Below are 19,053 nucleotides of genomic sequence, written 5' to 3'. Positions count from 1 at the left end.
GACGGAGGGAAAGTCGGGCGGAATCACCATGCTGGAGAAAGAGCCGCAGACGGAAGCCGGGTTGAGGCGCTGGCTCGAAGGCGCCGGCCTCGGCCACTACACCGACCTGTTCGCGCAGCACCGCCTCGATCTCGACGTCATTGGGGACCTCACCGAGGCAGACCTCGCCGAGCTCGGCCTGCCGCTCGGCGATCGCAAGCGGTTACAGCGTGCTATGGCCGCGTTGTTCCAGGCCGAGACGGCGGAAGCGTCGGTCGCACCCGCGCACCCGCCGGCCCGTACCGAAGTCGGCGCCGAGCGGCGCCAGCTCACCACCATGTTCTGCGACATGGTGGATTCCACCGCGCTCTCGGCCCAGTTCGATCCGGAAGACGTGCGCGACATGATCGCGAGCTTTCGCGAGACCTGCGTGCGCGTGGTCAAGCATTACGAAGGCTTCGCCGCCCGCTTCGTCGGTGACGGCATCCTGGTCTATTTCGGTTATCCGACCGCACACGAGGACGACGCCGAGCGCTCGGTGCGCGCCGGGCTCGAGATCGTGCGGGTGCTCTCGACGGCGCGTGCGATCGAGCCGCGCGGGGCGCTCAGCCATGCCCCCGCCGTCCGTATCGGAATCGCGACCGGTCTCGTCGTGGTCGGCGACCTCGTTGGCCAGGGCACCGAAGAGCGCGACTCCGCGGTCGGCGAGACCGTCAATCTGGCGGCGCGTCTGCAGGCGCTGGCGCCGCCCAATGGCGTTGTGATCTCCGCCTCGACGCAATCGCTGCTGAAGGGGAAGTTCGATTACCGCAATCTCGGCACCCATGCCCTGAAAGGTATCTCGGAAAAAACCCAGGCCTGGCACGTCGTGCGGGCGACCCGGGTGGAGACCCGCTTTGCCGCCGCCATGGGCACGCGGCTGACGCCCCTCGTCAATCGCGAGGAGGAAATCGCGCTGCTGATGGGGCGCTGGCAGCAGGTCAAGGAGGGCGACGGCCAGGTCGTCGTCAAGTTCGGCGAGCCCGGCATCGGTAAGTCCCGCATCATCCGGGAGATCTTCGAGCGCATCGCCGGCGACCGGCACGGTCAGGTCTCGTTCCAGTGCTCGCCCTATTACACTTCCACCGCGTTCTACCCGTTCGTCGAGCAGCTCAAATTCTCGCTCGGCCTCGATCGCGAGGATGCGTCCGCGCTGTCGTTGGCGAGCCTGGAGACGGCGATCGCCGCCGCGCACGGCGATGTCGAGCAGGTGGCGCCGCTGTTTGCCGCGCTGCTGTCGATACCGACCGGGGAGCGCTATCCGCCGCTCGACCTCTCGCCGCAGCAGCAGAAAGACGCCACGGTCGCAGCTCTGGTCAACCATTTCCTCGGCCTCGCACGCGAGATGCCGCTGGTGATGGTCTTTGAGGACCTGCACTGGATCGATCCGACCTCCCGCGAGGTGGTCGACCTCCTGGTCGACAGGGTGCAGAACCGGCCGATTCTCGCCATCCTCACTGCGCGCTCCGAATTCCAGCCGAGCTGGAACGCGCATTCGCACATCACCACGCTGGTGCTGAACCGGCTCAGCCGGCCGTTGCGCACGACGCTGGTCGAACGTGTCGCAGGGCGCGAGCTTCCCAAGGAGGTCGTCGAGGAGATCATCGTCAAGACCGACGGCGTGCCGCTGTTCCTGGAGGAGCTGACGAAGACGGTCCTCGAATCCAACCTCCTGACCGAGCGGCACGGGCGCTATGTGCTGTCGGGCCCGTGGCGGCAGCTTGCCATCCCGGCAACGCTGACGGATTCACTGATGGCGCGTCTCGACCGGATGGGCCCCTTCAAGCGTATCGCACAGATCGGCGCCACCATCGGCCGCGAATTCTCCTACGAGACGCTGCACGCGGTCGCCAACACGCCGGCGGAGCAGATCGAGGCGGCGCTGACGCACCTGGAGGAAGCCGGGCTCATCATGCGCCGCGGTCATCCGCCCGATGCGCTCTACTCCTTCAAGCACGTCATGATCCAGAACGCGGCGCATGCGAGCCTGCTGCACAGCGAACGGCGCAAGCTGCATGCGAGTATCGCCCAGGTGCTTGTCGAGATGTACCCGGAGAAGACCGAGCGCGAGCCGGAGCTGCTCGCCCATCACCTCACCGAATCTGGCCAGAGCGAGGGCGCGGCCAGCTTCTGGCTCAAGGCCGGCAAGCAGGCGGCGAGGAGCGGCGCCAATCTGGAGGCGATCGGACATCTGCGCCGGGGCTTGAGCGTCGTGCAGGCCAATGCGCGTATGCAGGGCGCCGACGAGATGGAGCTCGAGTTGCGCATTGCGCTCGGCAATGCGTTGATCGCAGCCAAGGGCTATGCCGTGCAGGAGGTCGAGGAGAACTATATCCGTGCGCTCGAGCTCGGCCAGCAACTCGAGGACGACGAAAAGGCGTTTGCAGCCACCCGCGGCCTCTGGGTCTGTCACTTCATCCGCGCCGATCTCACCCGCGCACACGATCTCAGCGTTGAGCTGCTGAAATTCGCCAAGCGGGAGCGGTTGAACGAGCAGGCGGAGCCGGCGCAGCAGACCGGCTATCTGATCGAGGCGCACCGTTCGATCGCGATGACGATGCTGTATCGCGGGCGCTTCGCCGCCGCGCAGCATCATCTGCATCGCTGCATCGATCTCTACAGCCCCGACCTGCACTCCGATCTGATGGAGCGTCACGGCACCGATCCCGGCGTCGTCTCGTTGTCTTATCTCGGCTATCTCCTCTGGTTCCTGGGGCAGCCTGACGCGGCGCGCCAGCACAGCGAACAGGCAATCCAGCTTGCGGAGAAGATCCGCCATCCTTTCTCGCTCGCCTTCGCATTGGTGTTCGGCGCCTATCTCAGCCAGCATCTGCGCGACATCGAGGGCACGCGCGACCATGCCAATCGCGCCATGATCATCGCCACCGAGCACAATTTCCTGCACTGGAAGCAGCAGGCCACGATCCTGCGGGGCTGGGCGCTGGCGCAGCTTGGCGAAGCCGAAGAAGGCATCACCCAGATGCGTTCCGGCCTCGATGAATACGAGGCGATGGATTCATGGCTCGCCGGCTGCTGGTTCCGCTGCCTGCTCGCGGAGGCCTACGCCAAGGTCGGCATGCGCGATGCCGCCCTGCGTGCGCTGGACGGTGCTCTTGCGACCGCAAGACGGACCGGCGATCACTCCTACCTCGCCGAGGTCTATCGCCTGCAGGGCGAGATCACGCTATCGGATGGCGATCCGGTCTCGGTGCAGGAGGCCGAAGACCTGTTCGGCCTGTCGCTGGAGACGGCGCGCAAGCAGAGCGCTTTGTCGTGGGAGCTCAGGACCGCCGTCAGCCTGGCGCGGCTGTCGCTCGAGGCCGGCAAGCGCGAACAGGCGAGCCTGTTGCTCTTGCCGATCGTCGGCAAGTTCAACGAGGGGTTTTTGACGCCCGACCTGAAGCTGGCCATGCAGCTCGTGCACGAGCTCGGGGGCGAAGCGCCCGTTCGTCCGCAAATTCCGCGAAATGAGTGAGCTGTCCGCGGCGCGTGCCCGCTACGCAGCGCTGATTGCCAGGCGGGAGCGGATTGCCTCGCCACGCCTGCTCGAAGCTCTGGCGAAGGTGCCGCGCGAGGAGTTTCTTGCGAAGGGCCCTTGGCGGATCAAGAGCGCGGCGGCACGCAGCTATCGGCTGACGCCCGACGCCGATCCCATTCATCTCTACGACAATGTGCTGGTCGCCATCGACGCGCGCCGCAAGCTCGACACCGGGCTGCCGAGCTTGTGGGCGCACTTTATTGATCTGCTCGATGTCGGAGAAAAGGATCGCGTGGTTCAGATCGGATGCGGGCTCGGCTATTTCTCGGCGGTCCTGTCGGAGATCGTGGGTCCGAAGGGCAGGGTGCACGCCATCGAATGCGATGAGCGGCTCGCCTTGCGCGCCGCGGCCTATCTTCGCGCTTATCACAATGTCGAGGTCATTCATGCTGACGGCAGTACGGACATCATCGATCCGGTCGACGTCATCATCGTGCATGCCGGCTTCTCGCATCCGCATCCGCTCTGGCTCGGTGCGCTCCGCCCGCGCGGTCGCCTGCTGGTGCCGCTGACGCAGCGGGACCGCGAGGGTACCGCCCTCAAGATCACGCGCAAGGGCAAGGGGTTCGAGGCCGAGGCTGTGCAGCAGATCCGGATCTTTCCCGGTCATGGCCGTGGCGTGACGGCGCTCGACGATCGCGTCGCCGATTGGTGGCAGCGAGCAGCGTCGCTGGCGCCGCTGCGCTTTCGCGGCATCGCGCAGGGGCTGCCGTCGGATGGCTAATAATTCGTTTCGTTTTACCTTGATTGCGAATCGAAGTTTCAAATACATCGCCTCGCTTGTATGAGTGCGGTCCGATGGCCATTTGAGCACGCATGATGCATTCCGTTGCCCTGCTGACCGCCAGCTATGCCAAGGATATCGAGCGCTTCTCGCTGCTCAGCGAGAGCATCGACACCTGGCTCTCGGGTTACACGCGGCATTATGTTCTTGTTAACGATGAGGACGTGCCGCTGTTTGCGCAGTTCGCATCCGACAAGCGAGTCATCGTTCCGGCTTCGCGCTACCTGCCGAAATGGCTCTGGGCGCTGCCGCCGGCGCTGAAATTCATCAGCAATCGCCGCGTCTGGCTGTCGCTGCTGTCGTCACCTGTTCATGGCTGGCATATCCAGCAGATCCTGAAGATTGCCGGCGTGCTCAACGCTCCCGAGCAACGCGTCTGTATTCTGGATTCGGACAATCTGTTCTTCCGCGAATTCGACGTCGGCCAGTATGCCGGCGCCGAGAAGACGCCATTATTCGTGACGCGCAACGGCATCGACGCCGATCATCCCCTGCATGTGCTGTGGCTCCGCACCATCGATCAGCTTCTCGGGATCAAGGATCGATCGTTCCCGGCCGACGATTACGTCGGCAATGCGCTGGTCTGGGACAAGGACGCTGCGCGCGCGATGACCGACGCCATCAAATCGGCGACGGGCCTCAGCTGGGCTCTGGCGCTGTGCCGGAAGAAGAAATTCTCCGAGTACCTGCTTTACGGAAACTTCGTCGCGAACTCGCCCAAACATCTGGCGGCCCATCGCGTGACGGAAGACAGCATTGCCGTCTCGCATTGGGACGATACCCGCCTCGACCGCGCCGCGATCGAAGCCATGATGGCTGCCGCATCGCCCGAGCAGGTCGCGCTCTGCATCCAGTCTTATTCGTCGACATCCATCGACGACATCAGAGACGTGTTCCGCCTGAATTCGCGGGACCGTCGCGGTCCCAGCCTGTCTCCCGATCACATGGGCGATACGACCGCACTCGAGGCGCCGAAGACGCGCTAGAAACCGCGCGTCGGGCTTTACGCGTCCTTCGTGAATTTGCTGATCACGTCCATGAACGGTTTTGGCTTGAACTCGCCGTCGAGCGGCAGCGGGCGGTTCGGCTGCTTGTCCGCGCGTTTGAAAGTGCCGTTGATCCAGCTGTAGCGATCCGAGATGCCCCATGTCAGGATCGAGCGAACCGGTCCGCTGGTCGAGATCGCCGTCAGCAGGTCGTCGACGCGCTTGGCGACGATGGCGTCGCGCTCCGAAGCAGTTCCGGTGAGCTTCTGATCATCGACGTCGAGTTCGGTGACGAAGACCTCGAGGCCCCATGATCTCAGCTCGGTGACGAACTCCGCGAGTCCATGGGTGTCGATCTCGAGTTCGGCATGCAGATGCGATTGCAGCCCGACCGCGTGCAGCGGCACGCCCTGGTCGAGGAGGCTCATGATGAGGTTGCGATAGGCCGCGCGCTTGGCGATGAACGAATCTTTTGCGGACTCGATGTCGTATTCGTTGATCGCGAGCTTGACGTAAGGGTCGGCCGCGGCCGCGGTGCGAAACGCCAGCGGAATCCAGCGATCACCGAGGTGCTGCGTCCAGAACGTATCGCGCCGGTCGGTGACGCCTTTAGGATTGTCCGGGATGGGCTCGTTGACGACGTCCCAGGAGGTCAGCTTGTCCTTGTAATAGGACACGACGGTGTTGATGTGATCGACATAGGCGCGCTCGACGCCTTTGGAATCCTTGATCTGCTTGGTCCAGTCTGGAATGTCGTGATACCAGGCGAGCGCGTGGCCGCGCATGCTCAGGTCGTTCTTCTCGGCGAAATCATAGATGGCGTCGGCACGCTCGAAGGCGAAGGTGTGCGGGTCCGGCCGCAGCATTGGCCATTTCAGTTCGAGCACCGGCACCACTTGGGTGCAATAGGTGCTGATGGCCTCGCCGAGCCGCGGATCGGCTTGCAAATCCCACAGCGTGGCAGCGGCGCCATAGCCCTGATGGCGCTGCGCAAATTTCGATACTGGTGCCGCGGATACTGACGCGCCCGCCGCGAGCGCGGCGGCGCTGCCGAGGAGGAATTCGCGTCTGTCGAGCTTGGTCACGTGGCTGCAGTCCTTTCGGAACCAACGCGCCATCGTACCAAGCGGCGCCTTCCGACGCCGCGGTTTCCTGTTGTTGGGTTAATTGTTGCGAACAGTCTGTCAGCGCATCCGACGCTGCATCACGGCTTCAGCGATCCCGTAGTAATGAAGCGCGCCCTTTTCGAGCGTGAGATTGTCCATCACATAGTCGCGAGGCGCGAAGCCGCCCGCGGTCACCTGCGACCAGAAGTCGCTCCAGCCGGAGATGAAGCCGGCTGTGTCGATGAAGGTGCGGCCGCAACGCGCATCGAAATAGGGCACCGAGGACACGCCGCCTTCGTATCGCACCTTGTCCGGAAAATACGCCGGGTCCTGCCACGGGCCGCCGCGATCCCAGGCGAAAACGGGCACGCCGCTCGATAGCGCCTGCTGGCAGGCAATGCCCTGGCTCTCGTGTTCGCACAGGAAAACCATGCTGCGGCAACGGGCCAGCGCCGCCTTGTAGCCGTCTTCGTTGTAACGGCCGTAGCGGATCACCTCGACCGATCGGCCGCTGGCTTCGAGATGCCTGCGGATCGGACCGATTAGCTCGCTCTCATAGCGCTCGTGGTCCCAGCGCACCTTGTCATAGAGCAGCACGTCGATGCTCTTCTGCGCTGTTGGTGTCGGGGTCCACAGATCGGTCTCGATGCCGACCGGCCAGACCTCGATATGGGGCCAGTACGGCCGGCACATCTGCGCATACCAATCGCAGGGCACCAGGATGGTCCTGGTGTGGAGATCTTTCAGGTGCCCAGGCGCATCCACCGGATGGTTGTACATGGCAACGCCGAGCAGGAGCGGGTTCTTCCATTCGAACCAGTCCAGCACGAAGGGGCGCCCGATGATGCAGGCGAGCTCGTTCGGGTGCTTGCGGATATAGCCGTAGTCGTTGACGCGATAGCGGATGCCCACCCGGTCGAGCCCCGCACAGAGATTGAGGAACACGCGCCGCTGTCCGCTGATCCAGGACTTGCCGAGCAGCATCCGCCGCAGCACCGGGCGGACGTGGCGGTCGCCCGGAAACCAGCGGTCATCCCGCTCCTCGAAGAACAGATTGAGCGTCATCCGCTCGTCCCCGGGGGCGGCCGGAACCAGGGACGCATCTGTCCCGCCATGGGGCAGGGAGGCCGAATTTGCCCTGATACGCTCGGCAACATCCATCTTAGTCACGTCCACGCATTGTCTGGAGGTCGGGCGACCTCCTGAAATCATGGTTTCTTTTCGGTGATCGCGGCGGCCCGTTCAAGGACAGGGCAAATTTAACGCTAACGCGCGAAAGCGGTGGGGCGGCCCCATTCGGCCGCCGATTTGCAGACTTAAATGACTATCCTGGGAGATGCTGCGACGCGGTCCATCGCCAAGCCTTCGATCATCAAGCCTCTAATCGTCACGCCAAGGTCCAACTGATTAACGGCCGCTCGATTTCAAGGCCGGTCCCGTGCACGCATGCTGAATCGCCATTTCTCCATTTATCTCGTTGCCTACATCCTGCCCGCGGCGGTGGGCTTCTTCGCCGTCACCGCCTACACGCGGCTGCTGACGCCCGCGGAGTATGGCGTCTATGTCGTCGGCATCAGCATTGCCGGCATTTTGGGCGCGATCTTCTTCGCCTGGATCAAGCTGTCGGTGTCGCGCTACCAGGCCATGTCGGCAGAGGTGGATTTTCGCGGGACGGCGATGGTCGCGTTCGCGCTCACAGTCGTTGCCATGTGCGCCGCGACCCCGCTGGTGTTCCTGTTCCGCAGCGACGTCAGTGTCGAGCTGGTGCTCGCCAGCATGTTCGTCGCGATCATGTCGAATGCGGTCGATGTCGGCCAGGAGTTCGAGCGCGCCAAGCTGCGTCCCTATCGCTTCGCAGCGATCTCGATCGTGCGCAGCGTGTCGAGCGTCGGCTTCGGCCTGCTCGGAATCTGGCTGGGCTTCGGCGGCATGGGCCTGCTCGCGGCGTTCGGCCTGGGCTCGCTGACCGGCATCGTTCTCAATCTCGCCGGTGATCGCACCAAAATCGCCGCTTTCCAGCGCAGCCAGTTCATGCAGCTGGCGCGCTACGGTCTGCCGCTGACGCTGGCCGGACTTTCGGTCGCGGTCTACTCGGCCAGCGACCGCCTCATCGTCGCCTATCTCCTCGGCAAGGACGCCGCCGGCATTTTCGGCGTTGCCGCCGACCTGCCGCGCCAGTTCATGGTCATGATCGCCTCCAGCGTCGCCGCGGCCACGGTGCCACTGGTGTTCCGCTCGCTCTCGGAGAAGAACAATGACGCGACGCGGGAGCGGCTGACCGAGAGCCTCGAACTGCTGCTCGTGGTCGTCGCGCCCGTGGCCGTCTGGCTTGCGCTCGCGGCGGACCAGGTCGCCGGCACGCTGGTCGGCGTCGATTTCCGCGCCGGCGTCTCGGCGCTGCTGCCGACCCTGGTGCTCGCCCGTTTCTTCGGCATCGCCAATCAGTTCTACGTCCAGATCAGCTTTCAGCTCGCCGAGCGGCCGTTCATGCTGGCGGCGCAGTCGTTCCTGACGCTGGTCGTGAGCATCGCGTTGATGTTCGCACTGGTCGCAGGCTACGGCATTTACGGCGCCGCGCTGGCGACGCTCGCGACCGAGGCGATCGGCTTCGTCGTCGCCGTCGCGCTGATGCATCGTGCCTATCCCGTGCCATTCGATGTGATGAGACTCGCCGGCGTTGCGGCGTCGGCCGCGGCCATGGCGGGGACGATCTGCGTCGCGCGGTCGCAGGTCAGCGGCACTGGCTTCGTGGCGCTCATCATCGTGAGCGTTGCAGGCGGTCTTGCTTACATCACGGCTGCGTGGCTGTTGAACGTCGCGAACGTGCGGACGCTGTCGCTGCGCTTCCTCAGGACCTTCAATCGCAAGCCACTGGGCGTCTGACCGCCCAACGCAGCGCAGCCCGGTCCAAAGCGCCGCCTGTCGCGCACTATTTCTCCTTGCGTTCTATTCCTTGTCGCGGAATGTTGCAGACGAGCCGGGCGACCGTGTCAGTTTTCATGCCGGCCGGGCCGAGCCATGCTCCGTTGCGCTTGAAAAGCAAGGTTCGTTCTGCTCATTAGGGTTTCGAAATTGCGCTGCATCATGCGCAAAAAAGCCCGTCGACTAAAGTCGATAGCCAGCGAGGAAACAAAATAATGCGCAAGCTCACTTTGGCCATTGCCGTGATTGCCCCGATGCTCGGCCAAGCAGCGTCGGCCGAGGATACCATCAAGATCGGCTATATCGATCCGCTTTCCGGCGGCGGTGCCAGTGTCGGCGAGGGCGGCCTCAAGACGTTCCAGTATCTGGCCGACGAGATCAACGCCAAGGGCGGCATCCTCGGCCACAAGGTCGAGATCCTGCCGCTGGACAACAAGACCAATCCGCAGGAAAGCCTGGTGCAGGCCCAGAAGGCGATCGACGCCGGAGCCCACTACATCACCCAAGGCAACGGCTCCTCCGTCGCCGCTGCACTGGAAGACTTCGTCACCAAGAACAACACGCGCAATCCCGGCAAGGAAGTTCTGTACTTCAACTACGCCGCTGTCGATCCGAGCCTGACCAACGAGAAGTGCAGCTTCTGGCATTTCCGCTGGGATGCCAGCTCCGACATCAAGATGGAGGCGCTCACCAACTACATGAAGGACGTCCCGTCGATCAAAAAGGTCTATCTGATCAACCAGGACTATTCGTTCGGCCAGTCCGTGCGCTCCGATGCGCGCAAGATGCTGGGCGCGAAGCGGCCTGACGTCCAGATCGTCGGCGACGAGCTGCACCCGCTGCTCAAGGTGACGGACTTCTCCCCCTACATCGCCAAGATCAAGGCGTCGGGCGCCGATAGCGTCGTCACCGGCAATTGGGGCCAGGACTTCGCGCTGCTGCTCAAGGCAGCGGCCGATGCCGGCCTGAAGGTCAACTGGTACACCTATTATGCCGGTGGCGCCGGCGGTCCGACCGCGATCAAGCAGACCGGTCTCGATCACCAGGTCTTCCAGATCACTGAAGGTTTCCCCAACTCCGGCAATCAGACCGCGATGGATTTCGAGAAGGCCTTCCGCGCCAAGGTGAACCTATCCCTGTGGTATCCTCGTGCCGTCAACGAGATGCGCATGTTCAAGGCTGCGGCCGAGAAGGCGAATTCGATCGATCCGGTAAAGGTCGCAGCGGCGCTCGAGGACATGAAGTTCGACGTCCTCGACGGCGGACAGGGCTTCATGCGCAAGGACGACCATCAGTTCTTCCAGCCGATCTACGTCTCTTCCTTCGGCAAGCTCGCCGCCAACGAGCCGTTCGACGAGGAGGGCACCGGTTGGGGCTGGCATCTGGTTTCCCGGGTCGATACGCCGCAGGCCATGGTCTCCACGACCTGCAAGATGGTGCGCCCGTAATCACGGAGTACGTCGCCATCCCGCACCGCGACCGGTTGCGGGAGGGCGGCGGCCGGAATGCAATTGATCGCCTGGACGAGGTTCGCCGGGGCCATGCGGCCCCGGATATTCATGAGTGAGCCGTGCTTGAACTCGTTGTCATTTCGACCCTGAACGGTGTGCTGTTCGGCATGCTGCTCTTCCTGCTGTCGAGCGGGCTCACCGTCATCTTCAGCATGATGGGCGTGCTCAATTTCGCCCATGCCAGCTTCTACATGCTCGGCGCGTTCTTCGGCTTCCAGCTCACCAAATGGATCGGCTTCTGGCCGGCGCTGGTGCTGGCGCCGCTTCTGGTCGGCGCGATCGGGATGGCGGTGGAGCGCTACGGCCTGCGCAACACCCACAAGCACGGCCATGTCGCCGAGCTGCTGCTGACCTTTGGTCTGGCATTCGCGATCGAAGAAATCGTCTCGATGATCTGGGGCAAGAGCCCGCTCGATTACCGCGTGCCGGCTTTGCTGGATTTCCCGGCCTTCACGATCTTCTCGACCAACTATCCGGCCTACAAGATTTTCATGCTGGCCGTCTCGGTCGTCATTTTCGTGGCGCTTCTGGTCGTGCTCAAGCGCACCCGCGTCGGCCTCATCGTGCAGGCGGCGCTGACGCATCCGCACATGGTCGGGCATCTCGGCCATAATGTCGGGCGTGTCTTCATGGCCGTGTTCGGGGTCGGCAGCGCGCTGGCCGGTCTTGCCGGCGTCATTGCAGGTCCCGCGCTGGTGACGCAGTCCGACATGGCCGCCTCGCTCGGGCCCATCCTGTTCGTGGTCATCGTGTTCGGCGGCCTCGGCTCCCTGCCGGGCGCCTTCATCGCCTCGCTCGTCATCGGCCTGGTCCAGACCTTTGCCGTGGCGCTGGATGGCTCGCTCGCGAGCGCCTTCGGGCCGCTCGATCCGTCGGCGGGTCCGTCGGTTCTCACCGACATCTGGAACGTCACGATCGCGCAGGTCGCGCCGATCGTTCCGTATCTTCTGCTCGTGATCATTCTGATCGTACGCCCCATGGGCCTGATGGGGACGCGCGAATCATGACCACGGCCCCGACTTCGACTTCCAAGGTGGCGGCGGATGCGTCCGGCGGAAGCCTGCGCTTCTACGGCGTCTGGCTGCTCGGCATCGCCGCGCTGATCGTGCTGCCGATGATCTTCTCCTCCGGCGGCTCGCTCACCTCCTTCAGCCTGATCGGCATCGCGATCGTGTTCGCGCTGTCCTACAACATCCTGCTCGGCCAGACCGGCCTGTTGTCGTTCGGTCATGCCGTGCATTACGGCCTCGGCGGCTTCGCCGCCTGCCACATGATGAATGCGGTTGTGTCGCACGGCTGGCCGATCCCGCTGCCTTTCATCCCGCTGTTCGGCGGGCTCGGCGGCCTTGTCTTCGCTGTTATCATCGGCTGGGTGATGACCAAGCGCGCCGGTACGGTGTTTGCGATGATCTCGCTCGGCATCGGCGAATTGGTGGCGTCCTCATCGCTGATCCTGCGCTCGGTGTTCGGTGGCGAGTCCGGCATCACCACGGACCGCACCGCGTTGCCGAAGATGCTCGGCTGGTCGTTCGGGCCGCAGCTTCAGGTCTATTATCTCATTGCGTTCTGGCTGGTGCTGTCGGCAATCGCGATGTACGCGCTGACCCGGACGCCGCTGGGACGGATCAGCAATGCGGTCCGCGATAATCCCGAACGCGTCCAGTTCATCGGCTACGATCCGCACGTGGTGCGCTATCTCGCCTTCTGTTTCGCCGGGTTCTTCGCCGGCGTCGCGGGCGGGCTTGCCGCGATCAATTTCGAGATCGCCAACTCCGCCTATCTCGGCGCAATCCAGTCCGGCCTCGTGCTGTTCTCGACCTTTATCGGCGGCACCGCCTATTTCTTCGGCCCGATCCTCGGCGCCATCCTGGTGACCTACCTGCAACTCGGGCTGACCAACCTCACCGGCGTCTGGCAGCTTTATTTCGGCATCATCTTCATCGGCATCGTGATGTTCTCGCCCGGCGGCATCGCCGGCCTGTTGATGATGCACCGACCGCTGATCCGTGCCGGGACGCTGTGGACCGTGATCCCATCCTATCTCGTTGCGATCGTACCCACGGTCGCACTGGCGTGCGGCGTGATCCTGACAATCGAGACCGTTGCACGTTTCTCCGGCGGCGATCCCATCAACCTGTTTGGCATTGCCTTCAACCCGACCTCGCCGGTGACCTGGATTGCCGCGGCCGTTCTCGTCGTTGGCGGCTTCTTCGTCGCGCGGCTGACCTGGCGACGGATCGCAGATGCGTGGGACAGGGCTGCGACGGTCGCCCGTGACCGGGGGTATCTGGCATGAGCGCAGCGATCGAAGTCCGCGCCGTCGAAAAGCGTTTCGGCAATGTCAGCATCATCCGCGACCTCAATCTCACCGTCGCCAAAGGTGAGCGTCACGCCATCATCGGCCCCAACGGCGCCGGCAAGTCCACGACGTTCAACTTGATTAGCGGCCACATCAAGCCGACCTCGGGAGAGGTGAGGCTGAACGGCGACGTGATCTCGGGCCTGCGGCCCTTCGAGATCAATCGTCGTGGCTTGTCGCGTTCGTTCCAGGTCACCAACGTGTTCGCGCGCATGACGGTCTGGGAGAACGTGCGCTGCGCCGTGCTTTGGGCGACGGGGCATCGCTACGCGTTCTGGAAGAATGTCGACAGTCTGCCCGAGGTGCGCGAACGCACCGCGCAGATCCTGGACGATATTCATCTCACGCATCGGCGTGACGTGCCGGCTGGTCTCTTGACCTACGCCGAACAGCGCGAGCTCGAGATCGGCATCACCATCGCCAGCGGTGCCACCGTCGTCATGCTGGACGAGCCGACCGCGGGCATGAGTCACGCCGAGACCGACCGCGCGGTGTCGCTGATCCGCCGGCTGACCGAGGGCAAGACGCTCGTCATCGTCGAGCACGACATGAGCGTGGTGTTCGGCCTTGCCGACCGCATCTCGGTGCTGGTCTACGGCCATATCATCGCCTCGGGCACGCCGGAAGAGATCCGGCGTGATCCCAAGGTCAAGGAAGCCTATCTCGGCGAGGAAGCGCACTGATGCTCGAGGTCAGGGATCTCCACGCCTATTACGGCAAGAGCCACATCCTCCAGGGCGTCGATCTCGACGTCGCCGCCGGTGAGGTCGTGAGCCTGCTCGGCCGCAACGGCGTCGGGCGTTCCACGACGGTCAAGGCGATCATGGGCGAGGTCGCCCCGCAAGGCACGATCCGCTTCAAGGGCAAGGACATCGCGGGCCTGCCCAGCTACAAGATCGCGCGTCTCGGCCTTGGCTACGTGCCTGAACATCGTGATATCTTTCCGAGCCTGACGGTGCGGCAGAATCTGCTGCTCGGCATCAAGGACACGCGCCGTCCCGGCAAGTGGCGGCTTCAGGACATGCTCGACATGTTCCCCAATCTCGCCGCCCGCGCCGACACGGCTGCCGGCGTGCTGTCCGGCGGCGAGAAGCAGATGCTCACGACGTGCCGGACGTTGATGGGCGATCCCGATCTGATCATGATCGACGAGCCGACCGAAGGGCTCGCGCCGCTGATCGTGCAGCAGGTCGGCGATCTCATCGCCCGCATTGCGGAGGCCGGCGTCGCCATTCTCCTCGTCGAGCAGAAGCTGTCGATCGCGATGCGCATCTCCAAGCGCGTCTACATCATGGGCCACGGCCGCGTCGTGTTCGAAGGCACGCCTGATGATCTCAAGGCCAACGCCGCCGTGCGGCAGGAATGGCTCGAAGTCTAAGCACTGACCAGCGCATCGGCGCCTCAGTGAACCAATTCTCTGTGATTCGGGTCACACCCCTGCCGCCGCTCTAGCGGCGGGCATTCTGCCGCAGTGCCGCCGCCAGCTCCTGGCCAGCCCCGGCGGCGAGCCGCCCTTCCGCCTGCGCGGACCGTCGTATATGAGAGTTTCGCCGGCGGAACGGACCCAATATCGCCGGAAACGGAACAGATGGTGGCTGCGAATTCTTAATCCAAACAGCGCAATCTGACCGATGATCGAAAGTGCGGACAGGCAATCGGGGAATGGCATGAAAGACCTGATGACGACGGCGCAATCCAATGGAGCGATGCGGCGTTGGGGGCCTCCCGGAATTGTGATGTTCGCAGCGGCGCTCGCCCTGACCACGCTGACCTCCGCCGCCATGGCGGCGAAGCAGCCGCGCCAGACCGCCGAGGCGGTGGCGCCGCGCGAGGCCGGCGAGCCGATCATGGCGATCGTCTCGATCAAGAGCCAAAAGGTCACGTTCTATGATTCCGAGGGCTGGATCCTGCGGGCGCCGGTCTCGACCGGCACGACCGGGCGCGAGACGCCCGCCGGTGTCTTCGCCGTCGTCGAGAAGGACAAGGACCATCACTCCTCCATGTATGACGATGCCTGGATGCCGAACATGCAGCGCATCACCTGGAATGGCATCGCGCTGCATGGCGGGCCGCTGCCCGGCTACGCGGCCTCGCATGGCTGCGTGCGCATGCCGTTCGGTTTCGCCGAGAGCCTGTTCGACAAGACCAGCATCGGCATGCGGGTGATCATTTCGCCTAACGACGCGGCTCCGGTCGATTTCTCGCATCCCTCGCTGTTCGTGCCGAGCAGGGAGGCCCTTGCGGCGGCGCCTGCGCGTGCCGACAAGCTCTCCGCCGAGGCGGAGGAGGTCGCCCAGGCCGCCGACGAAGCCAAAAAGGCCGCGGCGGCAGCGGCGAAAGACGCGCAATCGATCCCGGCACAGCTGCGCAAGCTCGAACAGCAGAAGGCCCGCGCAGATGCCGAGAACGCCTATGCGGACAAGCTGGTCGCGAATGCCAAGAACGACCAGGCCAAGGCAAAGGCCGACGAACTGAAGCAGAAGGCCGCGACCAAGGCCGCGGATGCAGCAACCCAGCTCGACGCCGCCAAGGCCGCCGCACAGCCCAAGCGCGATGCTGTGGCCACCACAAAGGAGGCGGCCAAGGTCGCCGCCGCCAAGAAGGCCGATGCGGTGAAGGCTGCGACCGACGCCAAGCTCGCGCTCGAACCGGTCTCCGTCTACATCAGCCGCGCAACGCAGAAGCTCTACGTCCGTCGCAATACCCACAAGCCCGCGCCGGATGGCGGCGGCGAGGTGTTCGACACCAGCATCGAGGTTCCCGTCACCATTCGCAATCCCGACCAGCCGCTCGGCACGCACATCTTCACGGCGATGGCCAAGACCGACACGGGCCTGCGCTGGAGCGTGGTCAGCATCGACGAGGGGGACGATGCCAAGGACGCACTCGATCGCATCACCATCCCGCAGGAGGTGTGGGACCGCATCGGGCCGACCGCCTTGCCGCGCTCGTCGATCATCGTCTCGGACGAGCCCTTGAGTGCCGAGACCAACTACCGCACCGAGTTCGTCGCGGTCCTGAGCAACCAGCCCCAGGGCGGCTTCATCACCCGCAAGCCGACCGCGCCGATGGCGATCGCCAGCGACGATGGCTGGGATAACGGCGGCAACGGCTTCGGCTTCTTCTTCCAGCCGCGCGATCCCTATGTGCAACCGGCCAATCCGCGTCGGCGCGGCGGTCAATACCAGTACTACCAATCGACGCAGCCGATGCAGCGGAGCTTCTGGTAACGCGTGAAGCCGGGAGCGCAGCGGCTCCGGCCATTACGGCCGGGCTGTGATGACCAGGGCCTGAATCTTGGCTTCGATCGGCCCCGGACCGTGGCGTTTTCGAATCGCCTCGGCAACGGCGTCCGTTGCGGCCTCGAGCTTGCTCGCATCCCTGGCTTCGATCTCGCCGCGCAGCGGCGTTCCCTGGCAGTACGCGATCGCCACGTACTCGGCTGAGGGGCCGCGGCTCATTGCCGTCTTGGTTTCGATCGAGATGTCGCGGAAGCCCGCGCGCGCCAGGTCGGCCTTGATGGCGGCCTTGTCGTGATAGCCGTGCGGCGTTCGCGCCATGAAGAGCGGCGGATTGTCGGGAAACATCTTGCCAAGCGTGACGGTCGCATCATCCGCGAATACATTGTCCTCGATACGGTCCCAGACGCTGAACAGGTACGTGCCGCCGGGCTTCAACACGCGCTTCGCCTCGGCATAGCCCTTGCTGCGATCAGGAAAGAACATCGCACCGAACTGGCAGCAGACGACGTCGAACGTGGAATCGCCGAAGGGCAGCGTCAGCGCATCGGCTTGACGCCAGTTCATGCGGGGATCCTCACCCTGACGCTGCTTCGCAACTGCGAGCATAGGCTCATTGAGGTCGGTCGCGACATAGCGGACGTCAGGAGGCAACAGCGCTGCCACGGCTCTGGTGACGGCGCCGGTGCCGGCGGCGACCTCGAGCAGATCCGAGGGCGACAGCGCAGCGATGCGCCTCGCAAGATCGTCGGCGTAGACGGAGAAGATCAGCGGGACCAGATATTCGTCGTAGAGCTTAGGGACCGAGCCGGCGAAAACCTTGTCAGTCGCAGACATGCTTGCCTCGCTGAACCCTGGGACGGGAGGCGACATGCTAGCACGGATCCTCCGCCCGGCAACGGCGTGACCCGTCCCGGCACCGGCGAAGCAGAGGGCTTAAGGCTTCGCGCCGCCGACCTCGCGGATCGGGCGCGTACCGTCCCAGCTCAAAGCCGCCAGCCTGACCTTCTCGAAGAACGGACCCTTGGTGCCGCTGATGTCGGAGATCTCGACAATCGTGCCCGGATGCGCCTGCGTGTCGAAATAGGCGAAGCGTCCCTTGTCGCCCCCGATCTGGCCTTCGTGGCCGATCCTGTAGCCGAGCCCGATCGCCTTGTCGTAGAGCGCCTGATAATCGTGGCTCCAGTACGACATGTGCTGGAGGCCTTCGTGGCCGGCGTCCAGAAACTCCCTGTACAGCGAGGGCGCGTCGTTGCGCTGCTGGATCAGCTCGATCTGGAGATCGCCGGAATTCGCCAGCGCAATGCTCATCTCGACCGCGGAATCCCGGCCGCGATGGCGGAACCAGTCGGTCTTGACGCGGTCCATGTAGTACCAGGGGCCGACACCCATGACCTCGATCCAGTGCTTCATCGCGGCCTGGATGTCGCGCACCACATATCCGTTCTGGCGCACCGCGCCGAAGATGCGGCTCATGCCCGCGCTCCTCTCAAGCTGATCACTTGACCTCGATGCCGGCGTCCCTGGCAACCTGCTTCCAGGCCGCGATGTCGCGGGCGTTGATGTCGCGCTGCTCGTCGCCGGGGACGAATTGCGGGGTGATGCCGAGCCCCAAGAGCTTCTCCTTCACCTCGGCATCGCCGAGCGCCTCCTTCAGCGCCGCCGACAGCTTTGCTGCGATCGGTGGGGCGAGGCCCGCGGGCGCATACATGGCCCAGGACAGGCTGCGCTCGAACGGCACACCCTGCTCCTGATAGGTCGCAACCCCGGGCAGGCTCGGCGAACGTTCGCCGCAGGCGGCCAGCGCCTTGATCGAGCCGTCCTTCACCAGCGGTGTTGCGGTCGCCATGTCGAGTGTCGCCAGCGAGATGTGGCCGCCGAGCAAATCGCCGGCGAGTTTTGCGATGCCGTTGAACGGCACGTGCTCCATCTTGATGCCGCTCTGCTGCATCAGGATCTCGGCGCAGAACTGCCCGGTCGAGCCGATGCCCCAACTGCCGTACTGAATCGGCTCGCCCTTCCTGGCGAGCGCGATCAGGCCCTTGATGTCGTTGGCGGCAAAATCCTTGGTCGCCACCAGCATGATCGAGGACGTTCCGATGCGACCGATGGTCGTAAAGTCCTTGATCGAATCGTAGGGTAGTTTTGGATAGATCGCCGGCGCCAGCACATGCGTGGTCATGCCTCCGACGGTGATGGTGTAGCCGTCATTCGCAGAGGTCGCGACCATCTGCGTGCCGAGCGTGCCCGCAGCTCCGGTGTGGTTCTCGATATAGATGCTCTGTCCGAGCGTCTTGCCCATCCTGTCGGCGAGCAGCCGGCCGATGACGTCGCCGCCGCCACCGGCCGCGTAAGGCAGCAGCATCCTGATCTTGTGAGTAGGGTAGGCGGTGGGATCTTCGGCGCGCGCCGGCAGCGCCGCGGATAGGGTGAGCACCGACATCGCAACGATAGGCAGCGTCAGGATGGTTTGCCGCGCGGGCAAAAGGCGAGCGAAGAGCGCCATGGCGTTGTCCCCCAAATTGCTCTCCGCCTCTCAGATCGAGCGGAGTTGAATGCGGCCGCTTTTTTGCAGAGCCGTAGCTGCCGC

15 protein-coding genes are annotated in these 19,053 nt (G+C 64.2%); 10 read left to right on the top strand and 5 right to left on the bottom strand.

Going from position 1 to position 19,053, the window contains the following annotated elements; translation table 11 throughout:
• Nucleotides 1–28 precede the first annotated feature (28 nt).
• The 3 genes from X265_RS29795 (at nt 29) to X265_RS29785 (ending at nt 5,326) form a co-directional block, all read left to right on the top strand.
• Nucleotides 29–3,493 carry an ATP-binding protein gene (locus X265_RS29795; protein WP_128968072.1) on the top strand — a complete coding sequence of 1,155 codons (3,465 nt, stop codon included), beginning with the start codon at nt 29–31 and terminating at the stop codon, nt 3,491–3,493.
• On the top strand, nt 3,486–4,280 hold the full coding sequence (locus X265_RS29790) for a protein-L-isoaspartate O-methyltransferase family protein (protein WP_128968071.1): 795 nt from the start codon (nt 3,486–3,488) through the stop codon (nt 4,278–4,280). The genes X265_RS29795 and X265_RS29790 overlap by 8 nt, the downstream gene beginning before the upstream one ends.
• Nucleotides 4,281–4,375: 95 nt before the next feature.
• Nucleotides 4,376–5,326, top strand: a complete 951-nt coding sequence (locus X265_RS29785) for a DUF6492 family protein (RefSeq protein ID WP_128969464.1) — start codon at nt 4,376–4,378, stop codon at nt 5,324–5,326.
• A gap of 17 nt (nt 5,327–5,343) precedes the next feature.
• On the opposite strand, the gene X265_RS29780 is transcribed toward X265_RS29785, so the two are convergent.
• Nucleotides 5,344–6,411: an endo-1,4-beta-xylanase gene (locus X265_RS29780; RefSeq protein WP_128968070.1), complete on the bottom strand. Its 1,068-nt coding sequence runs from the start codon at nt 6,409–6,411 to the stop codon at nt 5,344–5,346.
• A 99-nt stretch (nt 6,412–6,510) separates the two neighbouring features.
• A complete protein-coding gene (locus tag X265_RS29775) occupies nt 6,511–7,593 on the bottom strand; it encodes a glycosyltransferase (RefSeq protein ID WP_128969463.1) in 1,083 nt (360 codons plus the stop codon).
• A gap of 285 nt (nt 7,594–7,878) precedes the next feature.
• Here X265_RS29775 and X265_RS29770 point away from each other — a divergent pair, with 285 nt between their 5' ends.
• The 7 genes from X265_RS29770 (at nt 7,879) to X265_RS29740 (ending at nt 16,454) form a co-directional block, all read left to right on the top strand.
• The gene (locus X265_RS29770; RefSeq protein ID WP_128968069.1) at nt 7,879–9,315 is read left to right on the top strand and encodes a lipopolysaccharide biosynthesis protein; all 1,437 of its coding nucleotides are present in this window, start codon (nt 7,879–7,881) and stop codon (nt 9,313–9,315) included.
• Between the two features lie 254 nt (nt 9,316–9,569).
• Nucleotides 9,570–10,802, top strand: coding sequence for a branched-chain amino acid ABC transporter substrate-binding protein (locus X265_RS29765; protein ID WP_128968068.1), 1,233 nt, complete (start codon nt 9,570–9,572; stop codon nt 10,800–10,802).
• A gap of 122 nt (nt 10,803–10,924) precedes the next feature.
• The gene (locus X265_RS29760) at nt 10,925–11,872 is read left to right on the top strand and encodes a branched-chain amino acid ABC transporter permease (protein ID WP_128968067.1); all 948 of its coding nucleotides are present in this window, start codon (nt 10,925–10,927) and stop codon (nt 11,870–11,872) included.
• A complete protein-coding gene (locus tag X265_RS29755; protein ID WP_128968066.1) occupies nt 11,869–13,161 on the top strand; it encodes a branched-chain amino acid ABC transporter permease in 1,293 nt (430 codons plus the stop codon). Before X265_RS29760 ends, X265_RS29755 begins: the two co-directional genes overlap by 4 nt.
• Nucleotides 13,158–13,907, top strand: coding sequence for an ABC transporter ATP-binding protein (locus X265_RS29750; protein WP_128968065.1), 750 nt, complete (start codon nt 13,158–13,160; stop codon nt 13,905–13,907). The genes X265_RS29755 and X265_RS29750 overlap by 4 nt, the downstream gene beginning before the upstream one ends.
• Nucleotides 13,907–14,602, top strand: a complete 696-nt coding sequence (locus X265_RS29745) for an ABC transporter ATP-binding protein (protein WP_092302244.1) — start codon at nt 13,907–13,909, stop codon at nt 14,600–14,602. Before X265_RS29750 ends, X265_RS29745 begins: the two co-directional genes overlap by 1 nt.
• A gap of 289 nt (nt 14,603–14,891) precedes the next feature.
• Nucleotides 14,892–16,454: a L,D-transpeptidase gene (locus X265_RS29740; protein ID WP_128968064.1), complete on the top strand. Its 1,563-nt coding sequence runs from the start codon at nt 14,892–14,894 to the stop codon at nt 16,452–16,454.
• A 33-nt stretch (nt 16,455–16,487) separates the two neighbouring features.
• Here the strand turns inward: X265_RS29740 and X265_RS29735 are convergent, their stop codons facing one another.
• From X265_RS29735 to X265_RS29725, 3 genes are all read right to left on the bottom strand, one after another.
• On the bottom strand, nt 16,488–17,300 hold the full coding sequence (locus X265_RS29735) for a class I SAM-dependent methyltransferase (protein WP_128968063.1): 813 nt from the start codon (nt 17,298–17,300) through the stop codon (nt 16,488–16,490).
• A gap of 99 nt (nt 17,301–17,399) precedes the next feature.
• Nucleotides 17,400–17,939 carry a VOC family protein gene (locus tag X265_RS29730; RefSeq protein WP_128968062.1) on the bottom strand — a complete coding sequence of 180 codons (540 nt, stop codon included), beginning with the start codon at nt 17,937–17,939 and terminating at the stop codon, nt 17,400–17,402.
• A 22-nt stretch (nt 17,940–17,961) separates the two neighbouring features.
• Complete coding sequence (locus tag X265_RS29725; protein WP_244659424.1) at nt 17,962–18,969, bottom strand: Bug family tripartite tricarboxylate transporter substrate binding protein; 1,008 nt, start codon at nt 18,967–18,969, stop codon at nt 17,962–17,964.
• Nucleotides 18,970–19,053: the final 84 nt, after the last annotated feature.

The sequence above is a fragment of the Bradyrhizobium guangdongense genome (genome assembly GCF_004114975.1).
Lineage (GTDB): Bacteria > Pseudomonadota > Alphaproteobacteria > Rhizobiales > Xanthobacteraceae > Bradyrhizobium > Bradyrhizobium guangdongense.
This window is presented reverse-complemented; position numbering and strand designations above follow the sequence as displayed.

Bases quoted from the DNA above. Each gene is read 5' to 3' on its own strand.
- X265_RS29795 (WP_128968072.1), top strand. From the start codon at position 29: ATGCTGGAGAAAGAGCCGCAGACGGAAGCCGGGTTGAGGCGCTGGCTC.
- X265_RS29790 (WP_128968071.1), top strand. From the start codon at position 3,486: ATGAGTGAGCTGTCCGCGGCGCGTGCCCGCTACGCAGCGCTGATTGCC.
- X265_RS29785 (WP_128969464.1), top strand. From the start codon at position 4,376: ATGCATTCCGTTGCCCTGCTGACCGCCAGCTATGCCAAGGATATCGAG.
- X265_RS29775 (WP_128969463.1), bottom strand. From the start codon at position 7,593: ATGGATGTTGCCGAGCGTATCAGGGCAAATTCGGCCTCCCTGCCCCAT.
- X265_RS29770 (WP_128968069.1), top strand. From the start codon at position 7,879: ATGCTGAATCGCCATTTCTCCATTTATCTCGTTGCCTACATCCTGCCC.
- X265_RS29765 (WP_128968068.1), top strand. From the start codon at position 9,570: ATGCGCAAGCTCACTTTGGCCATTGCCGTGATTGCCCCGATGCTCGGC.
- X265_RS29755 (WP_128968066.1), top strand. From the start codon at position 11,869: ATGACCACGGCCCCGACTTCGACTTCCAAGGTGGCGGCGGATGCGTCC.
- X265_RS29750 (WP_128968065.1), top strand. From the start codon at position 13,158: ATGAGCGCAGCGATCGAAGTCCGCGCCGTCGAAAAGCGTTTCGGCAAT.
- X265_RS29745 (WP_092302244.1), top strand. From the start codon at position 13,907: ATGCTCGAGGTCAGGGATCTCCACGCCTATTACGGCAAGAGCCACATC.
- X265_RS29740 (WP_128968064.1), top strand. From the start codon at position 14,892: ATGAAAGACCTGATGACGACGGCGCAATCCAATGGAGCGATGCGGCGT.
- X265_RS29735 (WP_128968063.1), bottom strand. From the start codon at position 17,300: ATGTCTGCGACTGACAAGGTTTTCGCCGGCTCGGTCCCTAAGCTCTAC.
- X265_RS29730 (WP_128968062.1), bottom strand. From the start codon at position 17,939: ATGAGCCGCATCTTCGGCGCGGTGCGCCAGAACGGATATGTGGTGCGC.
- X265_RS29725 (WP_244659424.1), bottom strand. From the start codon at position 18,969: ATGGCGCTCTTCGCTCGCCTTTTGCCCGCGCGGCAAACCATCCTGACG.